The organism is Celeribacter baekdonensis (assembly GCF_900102315.1).
Taxonomy (GTDB): domain Bacteria; phylum Pseudomonadota; class Alphaproteobacteria; order Rhodobacterales; family Rhodobacteraceae; genus Celeribacter; species Celeribacter baekdonensis.
Map to the genome: position 1 here is coordinate 31,814 of NZ_FNBL01000015.1, position 16,040 is coordinate 47,853.

A 16,040-nucleotide genomic window follows, 5' to 3' on the forward strand; every position below is an offset into this window, starting at 1 on the left:
AGAGAATGGGTCAGAAAATGGCCGGAAAGCAGAGTGACGATGAATTTGGACAGACTGATCAGCATGATCATCAACCGCGTGATGCGGGTTCTGATTAGTAAAGGGATCAACAAGGGCATTGATGCGGGCAGTTCCGCCTTGGCGCGGCGCAAATCCGGAGGGGTGCAGGGCGATGCGCAAATGGGCGAGGTCGATGATTACGGCAACATCCGCGCTCGGTCGGGGCAAGGGCAAAACGGCGGCCAGAGTGGCGGCCAAGATCAGTCCCAGTTGAACGCTCAGGCGCAACAGGCCGCCAAACGCGCACGTAAAATGGCGCGGATGAACAAGCGCATCGGACGGTTCTGACACCGAGTTGGTGCTCTTCACCTGAGGCGTGTCAAAAGGCGCGTCAAAGCGGCGCTCAAGCACGAGCGACGTGATGTCACAAAGAAAACAGGTGAGGAAACGGGTGTAAACGCATGATTTTCCGCCAATATCGGCGGAAACGTGCTTATGTCATGCGACATAGGGTATATTTTTACTGTTTATTTACCACAATTAAGAGACCCTAGCACAGTTTCTCCGAGCGGACTCATACGGTCACGGTCGCAGGAATATTGGTAATGAATTTAGGTGTTTGGGTATGTTGTTTCCCGCAAACAAGGGGAGAGTGAGGCATTGATCCTTCCTTCCGGCTTCCAAACTGACACGACACGGCCGTCCTTTGGTCCGGCCTTGATTGCGTTTCGGATGCAATCCTTGCTGGCTCTTATTGCTGGTTGTCTGGCTGTAATCATTACCGGGATGGAACTGGCTCATTATGGCGGCGATTTGCTCTATCCGACCGGACATGGTCCCACCCCGCTGACGCTGATCTGTATCCTGCTGTTGAGCATCGCTTTGATCTACAAAACCCTGTTTCCGGTGGTGCAACTCTGGCGGCGCGGGCTGTTTGCTTTGGTCTTCGCCCTTACGCTGTTTCGTTTGGCTGAGATCTACCTCTTGGCGGCCACGCCCCTGTCTGACGTGGCTGCGTTTCTGTTCAATAGAGACCCGCGCGATGATATGGCCATGAGCACAGCCATCTCATTGATGTTGTTCAGCTTGGGCGCATTTCTGCGCCCTGTCGCGCCCGTGTCAGGATTCGTGGTGACCTTGTCGGGCTTGGTGCCCGTGAGTTTTGTCTTTTTGATCTACTCCTATGGGCTGACAGCGGCCAATGTCGACATGTCTCCCGCGACACTGGCTTTGCTTATCCTGATTGGGGTTTCCTCAATTTTTTCTTTTAGTCGCAGCGTGATTTTGCGACCGCTTCTCACCACATCGGCGTGGGGACGGATGGCGCGACTGCAATTGTTTGGCACGATGGTGGGGGTTTGGATCGTCGGTGCCGTGTCACATCTGACCGAAACCGCCATGATGTTTGAGGCTATTCTGGCCTCGGCCATGTGGCTTTTCGGCATGATCATTTTGGTGTCAGGATCAGTGTTTGAACGGATCGAACGCGACAGGCGGGCTTTGTTGCGCGAGGTTGAACACCGGGCGCGCCATGATCCGCTGACCGGGCTTTTGAACCGCCATGCGGTGGGCGATTATGTCGCCATGGTCCAGAATATGGCCCGTGGCCGACGCCGGGATGACGACGAGATCACGGTGGGGGTGATTTTGGCCGATATTGATTTGTTCAAACGGGTGAATGACACGCTGGGCCATGAAGCGGGGGACCGGGTGTTGCAAAACGTGGCGGGCGTGTTGCGGGGCAAGCTGCGGTCTTCTGATATGGTGGCGCGCTGGGGCGGCGAAGAATTTTTGATGCTGCTGCCCGGTGCCACGCAGGATCAGGCGATGAACATCGCACAGGTCTTGCGCACGGCGATTGCGACGCATGTGAGTTGGAAAAATGGGTTGGAGGTTGAACCGATCACCATTTCGATCGGCGTGACCTGTTATGACAGTCGCAACGGGGCCGACTCGTTGGAGAAGACGATTCAACACGCCGACACGGCGCTTTACAGTGCCAAGACGCAGGGGCGCAATCGGGTCAAATGTTTCAGATCAGAACGCGGTCAGACGGTGCGCGCCACCGATCTTTTGCCACCGCGTGATAAGGTTCACTGAGGTGCTGAACCGCGAGATGGGGATCACTGCGCGCGGAAATGTTTCGACAGTTTCAGGCCCTGCCCCTGATAATTGGACGCCAAATCCGCGCCATAAAGCCGCTCTGGACGGCTGTCCATCCGCTCATAGACCAAACGGCCGACGATCTGCCCGTCTTCCAACACGAAAGGCGCTTCGTGACAGCGCACTTCCAACACCCCGCGCGAGCCCGCGCCTCCGGCATTGGCGTGACCAAAGCCCGGATCAAAGAACCCGGCATAATGGACGCGAAATTCCCCGACCATTGCCAGATAAGGCGCCATTTCGGCGGCATAATCGGGCGGGATATGCACCGCCTCGCGGCTCACCAAAATGTAGAACGCACCGGGGTCCAAAATGATCCGCCCGTCCTTGGCATGGATCGGTTCCCAGTATTCCGAGGGTTCGTAATAGCCAATATTGTCGAGATCAATCACGCCCGTGTGCGGTTTGGCGCGGTAACCCACCAGATCACCCGACGCAGGTTTGAGATCGACCGAAAAGCCAAGCCCCTGATCAATCATCGCAGGCCCATCGACCAACGGGCTTTCACTGTGCAGCGCTTTCAATTCCGCGTCACTGAGGATCGCTTGTCCGGCCCGAAATCGGATTTGGTTCAGCCGCATTCCGGGACGCACCAGAACGGAGAAGGAGCGGGGGCAAATCTCGGCAAATAGCGGGCCGTGATAGCCGGGGGCGATGCGGTCAAATTCGACGCCCTCATCGGTGATCAGCCGGGTCAAAAGATCCAACCGCCCGGTCGAGCTTTTGGCATTGGCCACCGCCTGAACGCCCTTTGGCAGGGCCAAAGATTCCATCAAGGGCACGACATAGACACAGCCTTTTTCCAGCACCGCGCCGTGGCTCAGATCAATCTGGTGCATTTCAAATTCGGCCAGCCGATCCGCCACTTTGCGCCCGTCGCCCGCCAAAAAAGAGGCCCGCACCCGCCACGCACGGGTGCCAAGACGCAGATCAAGGGAGGCGGGTTGCACCTGTGCATCGATCACCGCTGGTCTGGCCGTAATCTCGCCTCGTGCCACCATGTCGCGGATCGCGTGATCAGCCAATACACCCATGTTCATCCCTCACGTCGCTTTGGCCCCAAAGGGCGCAGTTTATCCCCCTTAACGCAAAACCGCCCGCAAGCCCAGAGGCTTACGAGCGGTTTTAAGGGTGTTTTGGTCGGGCTAGCAGGACTCGAACCTGCGACCTTCCGTCCCCCAGACGGACGCGCTACCAGGCTGCGCTATAGCCCGAACTGGAGCCTTACATAGTGATTTTATTGGCAGGGGCAAGCGGAATTTCGGCAAATCTGATGCGAAACCGCATGCGGGAGGTTTGTGTCGCTGCGCCACTGACTGTGGGTCGGGACATGATGGGAGCGCAATGGCGGATCAGGACACCAATCGCGCGCGCAGGGCTTGCGTGCGCGCCAAGAGGGTGGCGATGTCTTGCGGCGGAACCCGGATCAGGTCGCGATGATTGAGCCGGCCTAAAATACCGTCTCCCACGACCAAATCCGCCGCCGCCTCATCCGGGTCGTCCGGCAGGTCCATCCCGACCCCAAGCGGCGGGAGGTGCGCGGGCGCAGTGGGGGTAGTTGTGGGGGCAGGGGCTTCGGCTGCGATGTCAGGGCTGACATCTGTGGGACTGTCTGGACCGGCCTTCGCGACAGGCTCTTCGCCCGGTTCGGCGAAAAGGGCCGGGCCGTCTGACGGGTCCAAATCGGCCATATCCCCAGACATCTCATCGGCCTCATCCGCCGCCGCCTCGTCTGCCGCAAAGTCCGCGGTCAAAGTCGCCCGCGCGTCGGCGCTTGGCGTCAAGGGTGCGGGCACGGAGGCCGCCGATGTCAGATCAAAGTCAAAGGTCCGCTGTTCAGTGGTTCGCTGTTCGGTTGTGTGCTGTTCGGTTGTGTGCTGTTCGGTTGTGTGCTGTTCGGTTGTGTGCTGTTCGGTTGTGTGCTGTTCGGTGGTCTGCGGTAAGGCGGGGTGCTCCGGCGTGTCTGCCGCGATAGGGCTGTCCTGACGCGGCGATGGTTCGTTGGCCTCAGCCGGGCCGGTTAACGGTCCCTGGTCTCGATCTTCCGGGGTCAGCGCCTCTTCAGCCCGCATGTCAAACACCGATTCCGCCATGGACTCATGGGGCGCTTCTGGGATCGCGTCTGACGTCAGCTCAGGCGTGGCGGCATCCTCTTCTGCTGCGGTGGGCGGTTCTGCGTTCCTGTCCGCCACAAAGGGGGCCGGTTGCTCAAACTGTGGCTCAAACCCATGCGGCGGCGTGAAGGGAGCGTCCGGCGTGGGCGTGCTGGGCTCCGCCGGAGCCGGCGTTGGCTCGGACCGGGCATGCGGTGCGGGAGAAGAGGGCCGCGAGAAATGCACAATTTTCTCTGCCGGTGGGGTGGCGATGTCAAAGGCGTCATGCGGCACATTTTCGGCCATGGGCGCGTCCGCGATCCGCGCCATGGCAGGGGCAGAGGGATTCACTGGGGGATGCACAGAGGGATTCGTTGTGGGAATCGCTTCATGCGCCGGAGGGGCGAGGGGACCCGGTGATCCGCTGGCCTGCGCCGAGATCGGATCGACCCCCTCAATATGCGGCGACAGCGAGGCGACGTATTTCACCCCATGTTCGCGCAACAGTTTTTGCACGCCCCGAATGGTCATCCCATCGTCGTGCAACAGTTTTTTGATCCCGCCCAAAAGCGCCATATCGGCAGGGCGGTAATAGCGCCGCCCGCCCGCGCGTTTCACGGGTTTGACTTGGGTAAAACGGCTCTCCCAAAAGCGCAACACATGCGCAGGCGTGTCGAGCCAATCGGCGACTTCGCTTATTGTGCGAAAGGCGTCCGGTGATTTATCCATTTAAAACAAACCTTTACAAGAGTTTGTGGGCCTCGGATCAGGCCTTGTTGCCGTCTGCCACGCGATCTTTCATCAGATGCGAGGGGCGGAAGGTCAACACCCGGCGTGCGGGGATCGGGGCCTCGTCGCCGGTCTTTGGATTCCGACCCACGCGTTCGGATTTGGCGCGCACGGAGAAGGTGCCGAAAGAAGAGATTTTCACCGTCTCGCCGCCGATCAGCGCGTCGGACACATGGGCCAATACGCTTTCAACAAGGGCTGCGGATTCATTGCGGCTCAGGCCGACCTCGCGAAACACGGCTTCGCTGAGATCCATTCGTGTCAAAGTTTTGCTCATCGGTCTCCCCCGGTGTAGTGAGTTGCCAAGGAGAGTGGCAGTTTGCAAAGCAAGCGTCAATATCAATGACTTGGCACAGGGTGTTGAGATGGGTGAACGGGCGGATTTTGTCGCAAGTGTGCTTACATCTGCCCCAGTTTACCAGCGCAGAACCACTGCGCGCATGGCTACCAGCGCAGAACCACTGCGCGCATGGCTACCAGCGCAGAACCACTGCGCGCATGATCACCAGCGCAGAACCACTGCGCCCCAGGCCAAACCACCGCCGATCGCCTCAGCCACGCAGAGATCGCCGTCTTTGATCTGACCACGGGCGCGGCCAACGGACATCGCCAGGGGTATCGAGGCGGCGGAGGTGTTGCCGTGGTCCTGAACGGTGACAACGACCTGATCCATCGCATGACCGAGCTTTTTCGCGGTGCCTTCGATGATGCGGATATTGGCCTGATGCGGGATGATCCAATCAATATCGGCAGGGGTCAATCCGGCCTTGGCAATGGCGGTTTCTGCCGTTTCTGCCAGTTTTTGCACGGCTTGGCGGAACAAAGCATTGCCCTGCATCCGCAATTTGCCAGAGGTGCCGGTGGTGGAGACACCGCCATCGACATAGAGCATGTCTTTATAGGTGCCATCGGAATTGAGATCGACGGAGAGGATGCCGCGATCTTCGGAGGTGCCAGCACTCTCACGCGCCTCAAGCACCAAAGCCCCCGCGCCATCGCCAAACAGCACACAGGTTGAGCGATCGGTCCAATCCATGATCCGGCTAAAGGTTTCGGCACCGATCACCAGAACGCGTTTGACCTGACCTGAGACAATTTGGGCATTGGCGTTGGAGAGGGCATAGATAAACCCGGCACAGACCGCTTGTACGTCAAAGGCAAAGCCGCAGGTCATGCCCAGTTCTTTTTGGATCATCGTCGCCACAGAGGGGAAGGTCAGATCCGGGGTCGAGGTGGCCACGATCACCGCATCAATGTCGGCGGCCGTCAGGCCCGCATCGGCCAGCGCAGCTCTGGCGGCGGTGGTGCCCATCATCGAGGTGGTTTCCCCCTCGGCGGCAAAATGGCGGCGTTCAATGCCGGAGCGCGAGCGAATCCATTCATCGGAGGTGTCGAGGGTTTTTTCGAACTCGGCGTTCTCAACCACACGTTCGGGAAGGTAATGGCCCACCCCCGTGATAACTGCCCGGATAGTCATGGCTTTGCCGCCTTATTTTGGTTGTGACGTTCCGTCATTTTGCGCTGAGGCGACGGCAGATGCAACCCGTGCCGCCAAACGTTCGGAAAAACCTGAGGCGGAGAGCTCATAGGCCAATTTGATCGCGGCAGAGACGCCGGTGGCGTCCGCCGAGCCATGGGATTTGACCACGGTGCCTCTGAGGCCAAGGAACACACCGCCATTGACGCGGCGCGGGTCGATTCGCTTTTGCAGGCGTTTGAGCGAGGTCAAAGCGAGCAGCGCAGCGATGCGCGACAGCGGCGTGGCTTTGAACGCTTCTTTGAGGAAATCACCCACGAGTTTCGCCGTGCCCTCGCCGGTTTTCAACGCGACATTGCCGGTGAACCCGTCGGTGACGATGACATCGACCTTATCGCCGGGAATATCGCCGCCTTCGATGAATCCCATGAACTCATAGCCACCAATGCCAGAGGCGTTGGCGATCAAATCCTGGGCCGCTTTCAATTCGGCGCGGCCTTTGTGCTCTTCGGTGCCGACGTTCAAAAGACCGACGCGCGGGACATTGAGGTTTAGGCCGTTGCGGGCGTAGGAGGCGCCCATCATCGCATATTGCAAAAGGTCGCGTTCATCGGCGCGAATATCCGCGCCGACGTCAAGCATGACGTTAAAGCCTTGCGGATTGCGCGAGGGCCAGAGGCAGGCAATGGCGGGGCGGTTGATGCCGTCGAGCTTGCGCAGGCGGATCATCGAGGTGGCCATCAATGCGCCGGTGTTGCCACAGGACACACAGGCCTGCGCCTCACCGTCTTTGACGGCATCAATGGCTGAGCGCATCGAGGTATCGGCGCGGCGCATCGCCTGCGATGGTTTTTCATCCATGCGCACAACGCCGGGCACGTCGCGGATCTCGACACGATCTTTCAAAATCTTGCGCTTGCGCACAAGTTTATCAAGCTCGTCACCGGGCCCATGCAGGATGAAATTCAAATGGGGGTTTTTGGACGCAGAACGTGCAATGCCGGCGACAATGGTCGCCGGCCCACGATCGCCACCCATGGCGTCGATAGAAAGCGTGACTTGAATGCCCCCGCGCGCGCCAAGCCGCCCTTTCGTCTCATCAACCCGACTCGGAACATCCGAGACGGTCATAGGAGAGGAGGGAACGGGCGTGCTCATGCTCTTGGCGGCATCAGGGCAGTCAAACGCGCTTATGCTGCGTCGTCGTCGAGATCAATCTCGTCGGCTTTTGCAACGACTTCGCGCTCGTCGTAGTGGCCACATGCGCCACAGACGTGGTGCGGGCGTTTCAACTCGCCACAGTTCGGGCATTCTGCCGGATTGCCAGCAACCAATGCGTCGTGCGCGCGGCGCATGTTCCGCTTGGAGCGGGTGACTTTATTCTGAGGAACAGCCATGTCTCGACCTCGGGTTCGTGGGGATCTGATCCGCCTTTGGTGCGGGCCCCTAGGTGGGCGGGGCCGTGGCCCCATATACATTCGGGTGTTATCCCGATCAATTCTCGGCGCTTCATAGGGCTTCGCGGGCAGAGTGTAAACCATGCAGTTTGACATGGATGGCACATGAATTTGGTCCGTGACCTGTGTCAGGACCGATCCCATGCGCCACAGATGCCACAGGCAAAACCGTTACGGGAAGCGAGGCCGGGAACATACTCGGAATCTTGAGGCGTGCAACCTTTTTGTTTGGTCGTGGTGTATGCGCCTTTTTCTGGGCTTTCGCCCCGCCTTGCACCCCGTCTTAAGCGTCATCTTTTCCAAGCATATCGCGCAGCGCTTTCAGGCTGGCAAAAGGCTTTGTATCCTCATCAAGCAAGGGCGCTTTGCCCGGCTCGGTGATCTGGGCGCTGACGGTTTCAACGCCTTCGGCGCGGGGATAATCGGGTGCGGCAAGCGCAAGCGCCTCTTCGGCCACCAAAGACAGCAACAAGGTTGCGGGCAAAGGTTCGATCGTATCGTCCTCGGGCGCTTCGATTTCGGCATCGGCCACGTCGATCTCATCGCTGTGATCGGCCAGATAGGTGCGCGAGAGCGGCGTATCAATCCGCGTGGTGACCGGCGCAAGCGTGGCCACACAGGGCTGAACCACCGTCGCGCCCAGCGTTCCGGTCAATTGCCAGTCGCGTTTGCCGATGGGGGTCAGTTTGCCTTCAAAGCGCAATTTTTTCACCGCAGACAAACCGAGTGCCGTGGCCAGCACCTCCATGTCTTCCGAGGTGGGGATGAGGCGGAACGGGTGAGCGTGGGCATTTGAGAGATCGCGCAAGCGCAACTCAGTGCCCCAGCTTGTCAAACCGTCGTGTCCCATGTTGGATGTCTCCTTGATCGTCGGGCGCTGTTTCTATAAGCCGGATACGAGGCGCGCGCGCACAAGGCAAGAGGGGGCACATGTCCACACGCATTTTCCCAAAAGGACCGACCATGAGATTGAACCGCATTCTAGGGCTCTCTTTGGGCGTTGTCTTTGCTGTTGTTTTGTCCGGCTGTGTCGCGCAATACCGCAACCATGGCTATGTCCCCTCTGAGGAGGCTCTGGCGCAGGTCGTCGTGGGCGTGGACACCAAAGACACCGTCTCTGACGTGATCGGCGTTCCCGGCACCGAAGGCATTTTGGACAGTTCCGGGTGGTATTATGTCCGCTCGCAATTCCGTCACATGGGGGCGTTTGAGCCCAAAGAGGTGGACCGTCAGGTCGTTGCCATCTCCTTTGATTCGCGTGGCACGGTCAGCAATATCGAACGGTTCGGGTTGGAACAGGGCCGCGTCGTGGTCTTGTCGCGTCGTGTGACCGTGGCCAACACCAAGGGCACGACCTTTATCAAACAGTTGTTTGGCAACTTGGGGCAAATTTCCGCCGATCAATTGTTGCAATAACGGGCTGTGACGGGCTGTCGTATCCCGCATGAAATCTTCGTATGAAAAAGCCGCCTGATTGGGCGGCTTTTTGTTTGGCTGGCGGTCTTTGCGGCGGACTGTCTTGTGGGGCAGACTGTTCGGGCGTTTTCGCCTTATCCTTCTGCGCCCTCATTCGGTTCAAACCGGATCGACACGCCGTTGATGCAATAGCGCATCCCGGTTTTGTCCTGTGGCCCGTCGGGAAACACATGGCCCAGATGCGCGCCACAATCGTCGCAATGCACCTCGACGCGCACCATGCCATGCGACAGATCGCGGGTTTCGGCCACGGGCGCGCCCTCTTTGGTGGCGTAAAACGCGGGCCAGCCGCAGTGGCTTTCGTATTTCGTCTCTTGGGTGAACAGCTCCGCCCCGCAACAGGCGCATTTAAATGACCCGGCCGATTTCGGAAAGCCGGGATGCGAAAAGGGCCGCTCTGTTCCCGCCAGTCGCGTCACGCGAAAGGTCTCAGGGTCCAATGTGTCGCGCCATTCGGCCTCTGTTTTGTCAATCTTCGCCATTGGCGCACTCCTTTTGCTCTTTGATATAGCAGATAGGGGGGTGTCCGCGTGAAGCAAGACGCATCGGGTTTCAAAAAATCGTCATGTCTTGCGGGCAAGAAGGAGAGACACCATAGTCTATAGGCGTCCCTTGTTCGGGGCGGATGCCTGAGGTGAGGCTGAAAAAGGACCAGTGCCATGATCCCGTTGCTCAAGGGCCGTTACACCGCCCGTTTTGCTGAGACCCGCCACGACATCGAAGCGGCACAGCGCCTGCGTTACCTTGCCTTTATCGTCGGATCAGGCGCTCAGGGCGCGGGTCTGCGCGAAGATGGGCTTGAGGCCGATGATTTCGATGCGCTCTGTCGCCATGTCTTGATCGAAGAGCGCAAGACCGGGCGGCTCGTCTGTACCTATCGCTTCCTCGATCTGGCCGGTGGTGCCGAGATTGCCCGCAGCTATTCCGCGCAGTTTTATGGCCTCGACGGTCTGGCCGATTTTGAAGGCCGGATGTTGGAAATGGGCCGGTTCTGCATTCACCCCGAAGCCCGCGACCCGGATATTTTGCGCGTCGCCTGGGGCGCGATGACGCGCTACGTCGATGAACAAGAGATCGCTTTGCTGTTTGGCTGTTCGTCTTTTCATGGCACCGAATGGAAGGACCACGCCGACGCTTTGGCCATGCTCAAACACCGCCATTTGGGGCCAAAACGGTTTCTGCCCAAGGTCAAAGCCCCCAACGTCTTCAAATTCGCCGCCCGCCTGCGCCGCAAACCCGACGCCCGCCGCGCCATGTTGAAAATGCCACCGCTGCTGAAAACCTACCTGATGATGGGCGGCTGGGTTTCCGATCACGCCGTCGTGGACCGCGACCTCGGCACCATGCACGTCTTCACCGGTGTGGAAATCAACGCCATCCCACCCGCGCGCAAGAAATTGTTGCGGGCCGTGGCGGGGTGACGGGGGACGGTTTGAAGGGCTGATTTTGGCCCTTTGCAGATATGGCGTTAAGATCAGAGAGTGATAGCGGATCTTCCGAGTGTTGCGCCCGGATGACGGCGGTGCGGGATGAAGATGCCCTTTGAAAGTCGTGGTAACGCCTATGTCAAATGACTGATTTTCTTCTAGACTGCGAACAACTCGAACATGAGGATGGTTTTTTGGAAAGCGACGTAGAACTTCCCTATAAGGCTGTTGAACAATTAGGGTTACTTCTAAAGGCTCTGGATGCGCTTCATCCGTTCGCTGTTCTCGGGGGAATCGAAACAAGCTATGATAGCGCAAACGACGAATGGGAGATGATCGTAGAGGCTCTTTACGGCTCTTTCATTATTCAACCAATAGTGGACACGCAAAATGTCTATTTCTTACAAGACTTTGCACGGATCGGATTCTGCAACCATACTAAGGAAAAACAACTTCGGTGCCTTGTAGAAGCCAACGGAAAAGAGCTTTTGTTGCATGATATCGGTTTGGCTGAAGATGGTTACTTCAAGTTGCTGGTCTTCGAAGATAAAGGTGGCGGGAATCCGCTTTTGGCTATTGGTGGTGAAGAGCTGAAGAGTGCAAATGATGTTCGGTTCGTATCATCTTTTGCAAATGGGCCAGATGTGCCAAGTGGATTTACATTCTGAAAGTAACTTTGGTTGAGAGTCTGGCCTCAAAGCCGCCATTCGCCACAACTTTGCCCAATGGCGGCTTTGGTGCAACGATCAGCCTTTGCAAAGGGCAGTCTCTACTCACTTCGACCCTAAGTCACCGCCCACGTCCCCAACCGCTCCGTTCCCCGTTGACCTTTTGCGCGGCGCACAGTAGCGGTGCGGCATGGCACGCGCACCCGTCTTACAGCTCTCCGACATTTCCCTCACTTTTGGGGGAGATCCCGTATTTGATGGCCTTGGCCTTGTGGTTCAGGAGGGCGATCGTGTCGCCCTTGTGGGGCGCAATGGGTCGGGGAAATCGACTTTGCTCAAGGTCATGGCCGGGCTGGTTGAACCGGACCGGGGATCGCGGGTTTTGGGGCCGGGGATCACGGTCGGATATATGGAGCAGGACCCGGACCTGTCGGGCTTTGCCACCTTGGGCGATTTTGCCGCCTCGGAACTTGATCCGGCCGAGACCTATAAGGTCGATATGGTCGCCGAAGGGTTGAAATTTAATCCCGAGACGCCGGTGGACACCGCCTCGGGTGGGGAAAAACGCCGCGCCGCCTTGGCGAAGCTTTTGGCCGAAGCGCCGGGGTTGATGTTGCTTGACGAACCGACCAACCATTTGGACATTGAAGCCATTGCCTGGCTCGAAGACGAGTTGAAATCCACCAAAACCGCCTTTGTGCTGATCTCGCACGACCGCGCGTTTCTCAATCACCTGACCCGCGCGACGCTTTGGATCGACCGGGGCGAGGTGAAGCGCCAAGAGCAAGGGTTTGAAGCCTTTGAAGAATGGCGCGACAAGATTTGGGACGACGAGGACATGCAGCGCCACAAGTTGGATCGCAAGATCAAGGCCGAGGCGCGGTGGGCGGTCGAGGGCATTTCGGCCCGGCGCAAACGCAACCAGGGCCGGGTGCGCGCATTGCAAGACCTGCGTGCCGAACGTTCCGGGCAAATCCGCCGTCAGGGCACGGCGGCGATGGATCTTGAAGTGGTTGAAAAATCCGGCAAACGCGTGGTCGAGGCCGAAGGCATTTCCAAAAGCTTTGGCGACAAGGTGATCCTGCGCGATTTCTCGATCAAAGTGGCGCGGGGCGACCGGATCGCTTTTGTCGGCCCCAATGGCGCGGGCAAAACCACGCTGTTGAAAATGCTGACCGGCGAGATGGAACCGGACACCGGCACGATCAAGCTCGGCACCAAATTGGACATGGCGGTGTTTGACCAAAACCGGTCCAACATCCGCGAAGACCTGACCCTTTGGGAGGCGATGACCTCGGACAAAGACATGCGGGTGTCGGGCAAGGCCGATCAGGTCATGGTGCGCGGCGTGCCGAAACATGTGGTCGGCTATCTCAAAGAATTCCTCTTTACCGATGCGCAAGCGCGCGCGCCTGTGCGCTCATTGTCGGGCGGTGAAAAGGCGCGGCTGTTGCTGGCCAAAATCATGGCGCACCCCTCGAACCTTTTGGTGCTCGATGAGCCGACCAACGATCTTGATATCGAAACGCTTGACCTGTTGCAGGAGTTGTTGACCGATTTCGAGGGCACGGTTCTGTTGGTGTCGCACGACCGTGATTTCATTGACCGGGTGGCGACACAAACCGTGGCGATGGAGGGCGATGGCTGGGCCACGTCTTATCCCGGCGGCTGGTCGGATTATCAATCGCAACGCGGGGCCGTGGCCAAGGCGCGGGAGCGCGAAAATGCCAAACAGGCGGAGCGTGCTGCGAGCAAACCGGCGGATGCCAAGCCCGCAGAGGCATCGCAAGCGCCTGCCAAGGCAAAAACCGCGCTGACTTTCACCGAAAAGCACCGTCTTGAGGCGCTGCCCGACGAGATGGCGCAGATCGAAGCACAGATTGGCAAATTGTCCGAACTTTTGGCCGATCCTGACCTGTTCACCCGCGAGCCGGTCAAGTTTAAAAAAGCCACGGATATGCTGACCGAACGCCAGGAGGCGCTCGCTCTGGCTGAGGAAGAATGGCTTACGCTTGAGGAGAAAAATTCCGACGCATAAGTCGGGGTTTTTCTCATTAAGGGCCAGTTGAGGACCAATTTCGGCGGCTTCCTGCCAGAACGGCAAAATCCTTCGGCGTCTTTTGTCCCATCACGAAGACCTCACGCGGGCGTGACCTTAACCCCTCTGTTTCTTTGGAAAAAAACCATTATCTCCCTGATCGAGGTGTCGCAAACGGCATCACCTTTGGACGATCCTGAGGCAGTTAAGGAGACTATTATGAAACGTATGACAACTTCCGTTCTGGTGCTCGCGAGCATGGCTCTTTCCGCTCCTGCATTTGCAGGTGGCATGACAGCTCCCACCCCTGAACCCACTGTTTATACCCCGGCGCCGGTTGTTCCGGTTGGTGCTGATTGGACGGGCGCTTATGCCGGTGGCACGCTTGGCTACGGCTGGGGCAATGATGCGCTCGATGACGCCGATGACATGACCTATGGCCTGTTTGGCGGCTACGATTACGACTTCGGTCAGTTCGTTTTGGGTGGCGAGCTTGAATATCTCAAATCCGAAATGGAAGTTGGCACCACCAAGCTCGACGACTTGACCCGTCTGAAATTGCGGGCTGGCTATGATATGGGCTCCACGCTGGTTTACGGTGTGGTCGGCGCGGCCTATGCCAACGCTGACATCGGTGGGGCTTCCTATTCCGACACGGGCGTGACCTACGGTATCGGTGTCGATTACGCCGTGACCGACAACATGAACGCCGGTGTTGAGCTGTTGCAAAACGACTTTAGCGAGTTCGACGACAGCGGTTCTGATCTTTCCGCCACCACGCTTGGTGCGCGCGTGTCGTTCCGCTTCTAAACCTCGGAGTGAAGGGCGGCCTTTGGGTGGCCCTTGCATTTCTCCCGCGTTCCCCCCAGTGACGAAGGGCGCGCCCCCCGCTTGCTCTCGTCACAGCCCCCGTCCTGATCTCAGGGCGGGGGTTTTATCGTGGCGGATCAGAATTTTGCCGCATCTGATTGCCAAGTCCGCGCGCCACGCTACAGTGGGGCAAAGCAAAGGGAGGCCCGTGCAAAATGGCATTGGAAGACGCAAAAACTCAGATTGATATGGCCTTCACCGGCTCCGGGCGCGGGCTTGCGTTTGAAAACGCCTTTGGCGGCGCGCTGTCCGCCTTTCGCCGCCGTTATACCAAGGATCTGAGCGGGGTGGATTTGGCCATCACCGGGGTGCCGTTTGATCAGGCCGTGACCAACCGCCCCGGCACCCGCCTTGGCCCGCGCGCGATTCGCGAAGCCTCGGCGTTGCAGGCCTTTGATGCGCCTTACGGTTGGGGTTATTCGCCTTTTGATGAGTTCAACGTGGTGGATTACGGCGATCTGGCCTTTGATTATGCCAAGGTCTCCGATTTTCCCGATGCGCTGACCGACCACATTCGCACGATTTTGGCCTCTGGGGCTGGCAGCCTCGTTTTGGGCGGCGATCATTACATCAGCTACCCGATCCTCAAGGCCCATGCCGAAAAATTCGGCCCCCTCAGCCTCATTCATTTCGATGCCCATTCCGACACTTGGGCCGATGACGACCTGACCCGGATTGATCACGGCACGATGTTTTACAAGGCGGTGAAAACCGGGCTGATTGATCCGAAAACGTCGGTCCAGATCGGTATTCGCACTGACAACCCGGACACGATGGGCGTCAATATCATTGATGCGCGGATGGTGCATGAACGTGGTGCGGCCTGGGTCGCCGCCGAGGTCAAAAAGATCGTCGCAGAGCGCGCCTGTTACCTGACCTTTGACATCGACTGTCTGGACCCGGCCTTTGCGCCGGGCACCGGCACGCCGGTGTGGGGCGGTTTGAGTTCGTGGGAGGCCGCCGCGATTTTGCGCGACATGGCCGGGGTGAACCTGACCGGCGGTGATGTGGTCGAAGTCTCGCCGCCCTATGACACCACCGGGGCCACGGCAATTGCGGGTGCGCATGTCGCGATGGAGATCATCAGCCTGTTTGGCTGGACCCGCCGTAAGGAAGCATGACGTGAAAACCGCGCTCCTCCTCCTCATTGGCCTTTTTGCCCTGTTGCAAGCTGCGGTGCGTTTGGCGCCCACGGTGCCGTCGCGGTGGCATATCGACCCGTTTGCGGCGGTGGACCCGGTGCCGGGCGGGGTGTTGGAGGTCTTCAGCGTGCCGATGGAGGCGGACGAGGCCCTCGCGCGCCTTGCCGCCATCGCCGAAACCGAACTGCGCACCCGGCATGTGGCCGGATCGGTGGAGGAGGGGCGGTTGACCTATCGCACCCGCACCGCCTTTTGGGGCTTCCCGGATTTCACCACCATCGCCGCGAGGTCAACGGAGACCGGGGCAGAGGTGGCGATTTTGGCGCGGCTGCGCTTTGGTCGCTCCGACATGGGCGTCAATGGTCGCCGGGTGGCCGCATGGCGGGCGGCTGCAGGATTTTGAGGCGCGCTGTGTCGGCCTCTCTTGACCCTGCGACATT

17 protein-coding genes and 1 tRNA gene are annotated in these 16,040 nt (G+C 58.8%); 9 read left to right on the forward strand and 9 right to left on the reverse strand.

Going from position 1 to position 16,040, the window contains the following annotated elements; translation table 11 throughout:
- Positions 1 to 39 precede the first annotated feature (39 nt).
- Positions 40 to 348, forward strand: a complete 309-nt coding sequence (locus BLT54_RS18480; protein ID WP_074646658.1) for a hypothetical protein — start codon at positions 40 to 42, stop codon at positions 346 to 348.
- A 312-nt stretch (positions 349 to 660) separates the two neighbouring features.
- Complete coding sequence (locus tag BLT54_RS18485; protein WP_143026882.1) at positions 661 to 2,100, forward strand: GGDEF domain-containing protein; 1,440 nt, start codon at positions 661 to 663, stop codon at positions 2,098 to 2,100.
- A 23-nt stretch (positions 2,101 to 2,123) separates the two neighbouring features.
- Here the strand turns inward: BLT54_RS18485 and BLT54_RS18490 are convergent, their stop codons facing one another.
- From BLT54_RS18490 to BLT54_RS18525, 8 genes are all read right to left on the reverse strand, one after another.
- On the reverse strand, positions 2,124 to 3,197 hold the full coding sequence (locus BLT54_RS18490; protein WP_074646660.1) for a 2'-deoxycytidine 5'-triphosphate deaminase: 1,074 nt from the start codon (positions 3,195 to 3,197) through the stop codon (positions 2,124 to 2,126).
- Between the two features lie 103 nt (positions 3,198 to 3,300).
- A tRNA-Pro gene (locus BLT54_RS18495) sits at positions 3,301 to 3,377 on the reverse strand.
- A 138-nt stretch (positions 3,378 to 3,515) separates the two neighbouring features.
- Positions 3,516 to 4,985, reverse strand: a complete 1,470-nt coding sequence (locus tag BLT54_RS22915; RefSeq protein WP_245708057.1) for a MerR family transcriptional regulator — start codon at positions 4,983 to 4,985, stop codon at positions 3,516 to 3,518.
- Between the two features lie 37 nt (positions 4,986 to 5,022).
- Positions 5,023 to 5,322 (reverse strand): integration host factor subunit alpha, encoded by a 300-nt coding sequence (gene ihfA / locus BLT54_RS18505; RefSeq protein ID WP_009571767.1) that lies wholly within the window; start codon positions 5,320 to 5,322, stop codon positions 5,023 to 5,025.
- Between the two features lie 225 nt (positions 5,323 to 5,547).
- A complete protein-coding gene (locus tag BLT54_RS18510; RefSeq protein ID WP_074646661.1) occupies positions 5,548 to 6,522 on the reverse strand; it encodes a beta-ketoacyl-ACP synthase III in 975 nt (324 codons plus the stop codon).
- Between the two features lie 12 nt (positions 6,523 to 6,534).
- On the reverse strand, positions 6,535 to 7,653 hold the full coding sequence (plsX, locus tag BLT54_RS18515; RefSeq protein WP_281241911.1) for a phosphate acyltransferase PlsX: 1,119 nt from the start codon (positions 7,651 to 7,653) through the stop codon (positions 6,535 to 6,537).
- A gap of 59 nt (positions 7,654 to 7,712) precedes the next feature.
- On the reverse strand, positions 7,713 to 7,919 hold the full coding sequence (rpmF, locus tag BLT54_RS18520; protein ID WP_074646662.1) for a 50S ribosomal protein L32: 207 nt from the start codon (positions 7,917 to 7,919) through the stop codon (positions 7,713 to 7,715).
- 343 nt (positions 7,920 to 8,262) lie between these two features.
- On the reverse strand, positions 8,263 to 8,829 hold the full coding sequence (locus BLT54_RS18525) for a YceD family protein (protein WP_074646663.1): 567 nt from the start codon (positions 8,827 to 8,829) through the stop codon (positions 8,263 to 8,265).
- A 113-nt stretch (positions 8,830 to 8,942) separates the two neighbouring features.
- Here BLT54_RS18525 and BLT54_RS18530 point away from each other — a divergent pair, with 113 nt between their 5' ends.
- Entirely contained in the window at positions 8,943 to 9,395 is a 453-nt protein-coding gene (locus BLT54_RS18530) for an outer membrane protein assembly factor BamE (protein ID WP_074646664.1), read from the forward strand.
- Positions 9,396 to 9,529: 134 nt separating this feature from the next.
- Here the strand turns inward: BLT54_RS18530 and msrB are convergent, their stop codons facing one another.
- Positions 9,530 to 9,937, reverse strand: a complete 408-nt coding sequence (msrB, locus tag BLT54_RS18535; protein ID WP_074646665.1) for a peptide-methionine (R)-S-oxide reductase MsrB — start codon at positions 9,935 to 9,937, stop codon at positions 9,530 to 9,532.
- Positions 9,938 to 10,114: 177 nt separating this feature from the next.
- On the opposite strand from msrB, the gene BLT54_RS18540 reads away from it, so the two are divergent.
- The 6 genes from BLT54_RS18540 (at position 10,115) to BLT54_RS18565 (ending at position 16,003) form a co-directional block, all read left to right on the forward strand.
- Positions 10,115 to 10,876, forward strand: coding sequence for a GNAT family N-acetyltransferase (locus BLT54_RS18540; protein ID WP_074646666.1), 762 nt, complete (start codon positions 10,115 to 10,117; stop codon positions 10,874 to 10,876).
- A gap of 149 nt (positions 10,877 to 11,025) precedes the next feature.
- Positions 11,026 to 11,550: a hypothetical protein gene (locus BLT54_RS18545; protein ID WP_074646667.1), complete on the forward strand. Its 525-nt coding sequence runs from the start codon at positions 11,026 to 11,028 to the stop codon at positions 11,548 to 11,550.
- A 190-nt stretch (positions 11,551 to 11,740) separates the two neighbouring features.
- Positions 11,741 to 13,588, forward strand: a complete 1,848-nt coding sequence (locus tag BLT54_RS18550; protein WP_074646668.1) for an ABC-F family ATP-binding cassette domain-containing protein — start codon at positions 11,741 to 11,743, stop codon at positions 13,586 to 13,588.
- A gap of 219 nt (positions 13,589 to 13,807) precedes the next feature.
- Positions 13,808 to 14,398: an outer membrane protein gene (locus tag BLT54_RS18555; RefSeq protein ID WP_074646669.1), complete on the forward strand. Its 591-nt coding sequence runs from the start codon at positions 13,808 to 13,810 to the stop codon at positions 14,396 to 14,398.
- A 215-nt stretch (positions 14,399 to 14,613) separates the two neighbouring features.
- On the forward strand, positions 14,614 to 15,579 hold the full coding sequence (speB, locus tag BLT54_RS18560; RefSeq protein ID WP_074646670.1) for an agmatinase: 966 nt from the start codon (positions 14,614 to 14,616) through the stop codon (positions 15,577 to 15,579).
- Position 15,580: 1 nt separating this feature from the next.
- Entirely contained in the window at positions 15,581 to 16,003 is a 423-nt protein-coding gene (locus BLT54_RS18565) for a DUF1499 domain-containing protein (protein WP_074646671.1), read from the forward strand.
- Positions 16,004 to 16,040: the final 37 nt, after the last annotated feature.

Bases quoted from the DNA above. Each gene is read 5' to 3' on its own strand.
- BLT54_RS18480 (WP_074646658.1), top strand. From the start codon at position 40: ATGAATTTGGACAGACTGATCAGCATGATCATCAACCGCGTGATGCGG.
- BLT54_RS18490 (WP_074646660.1), bottom strand. From the start codon at position 3,197: ATGGGTGTATTGGCTGATCACGCGATCCGCGACATGGTGGCACGAGGC.
- BLT54_RS22915 (WP_245708057.1), bottom strand. From the start codon at position 4,985: ATGGATAAATCACCGGACGCCTTTCGCACAATAAGCGAAGTCGCCGAT.
- ihfA (WP_009571767.1), bottom strand. From the start codon at position 5,322: ATGAGCAAAACTTTGACACGAATGGATCTCAGCGAAGCCGTGTTTCGC.
- BLT54_RS18510 (WP_074646661.1), bottom strand. From the start codon at position 6,522: ATGACTATCCGGGCAGTTATCACGGGGGTGGGCCATTACCTTCCCGAA.
- plsX (WP_281241911.1), bottom strand. From the start codon at position 7,653: ATGACCGTCTCGGATGTTCCGAGTCGGGTTGATGAGACGAAAGGGCGG.
- rpmF (WP_074646662.1), bottom strand. From the start codon at position 7,919: ATGGCTGTTCCTCAGAATAAAGTCACCCGCTCCAAGCGGAACATGCGC.
- BLT54_RS18525 (WP_074646663.1), bottom strand. From the start codon at position 8,829: ATGGGACACGACGGTTTGACAAGCTGGGGCACTGAGTTGCGCTTGCGC.
- BLT54_RS18530 (WP_074646664.1), top strand. From the start codon at position 8,943: ATGAGATTGAACCGCATTCTAGGGCTCTCTTTGGGCGTTGTCTTTGCT.
- msrB (WP_074646665.1), bottom strand. From the start codon at position 9,937: ATGGCGAAGATTGACAAAACAGAGGCCGAATGGCGCGACACATTGGAC.
- BLT54_RS18540 (WP_074646666.1), top strand. From the start codon at position 10,115: ATGATCCCGTTGCTCAAGGGCCGTTACACCGCCCGTTTTGCTGAGACC.
- BLT54_RS18545 (WP_074646667.1), top strand. From the start codon at position 11,026: ATGACTGATTTTCTTCTAGACTGCGAACAACTCGAACATGAGGATGGT.
- BLT54_RS18550 (WP_074646668.1), top strand. From the start codon at position 11,741: ATGGCACGCGCACCCGTCTTACAGCTCTCCGACATTTCCCTCACTTTT.
- BLT54_RS18555 (WP_074646669.1), top strand. From the start codon at position 13,808: ATGAAACGTATGACAACTTCCGTTCTGGTGCTCGCGAGCATGGCTCTT.
- speB (WP_074646670.1), top strand. From the start codon at position 14,614: ATGGCATTGGAAGACGCAAAAACTCAGATTGATATGGCCTTCACCGGC.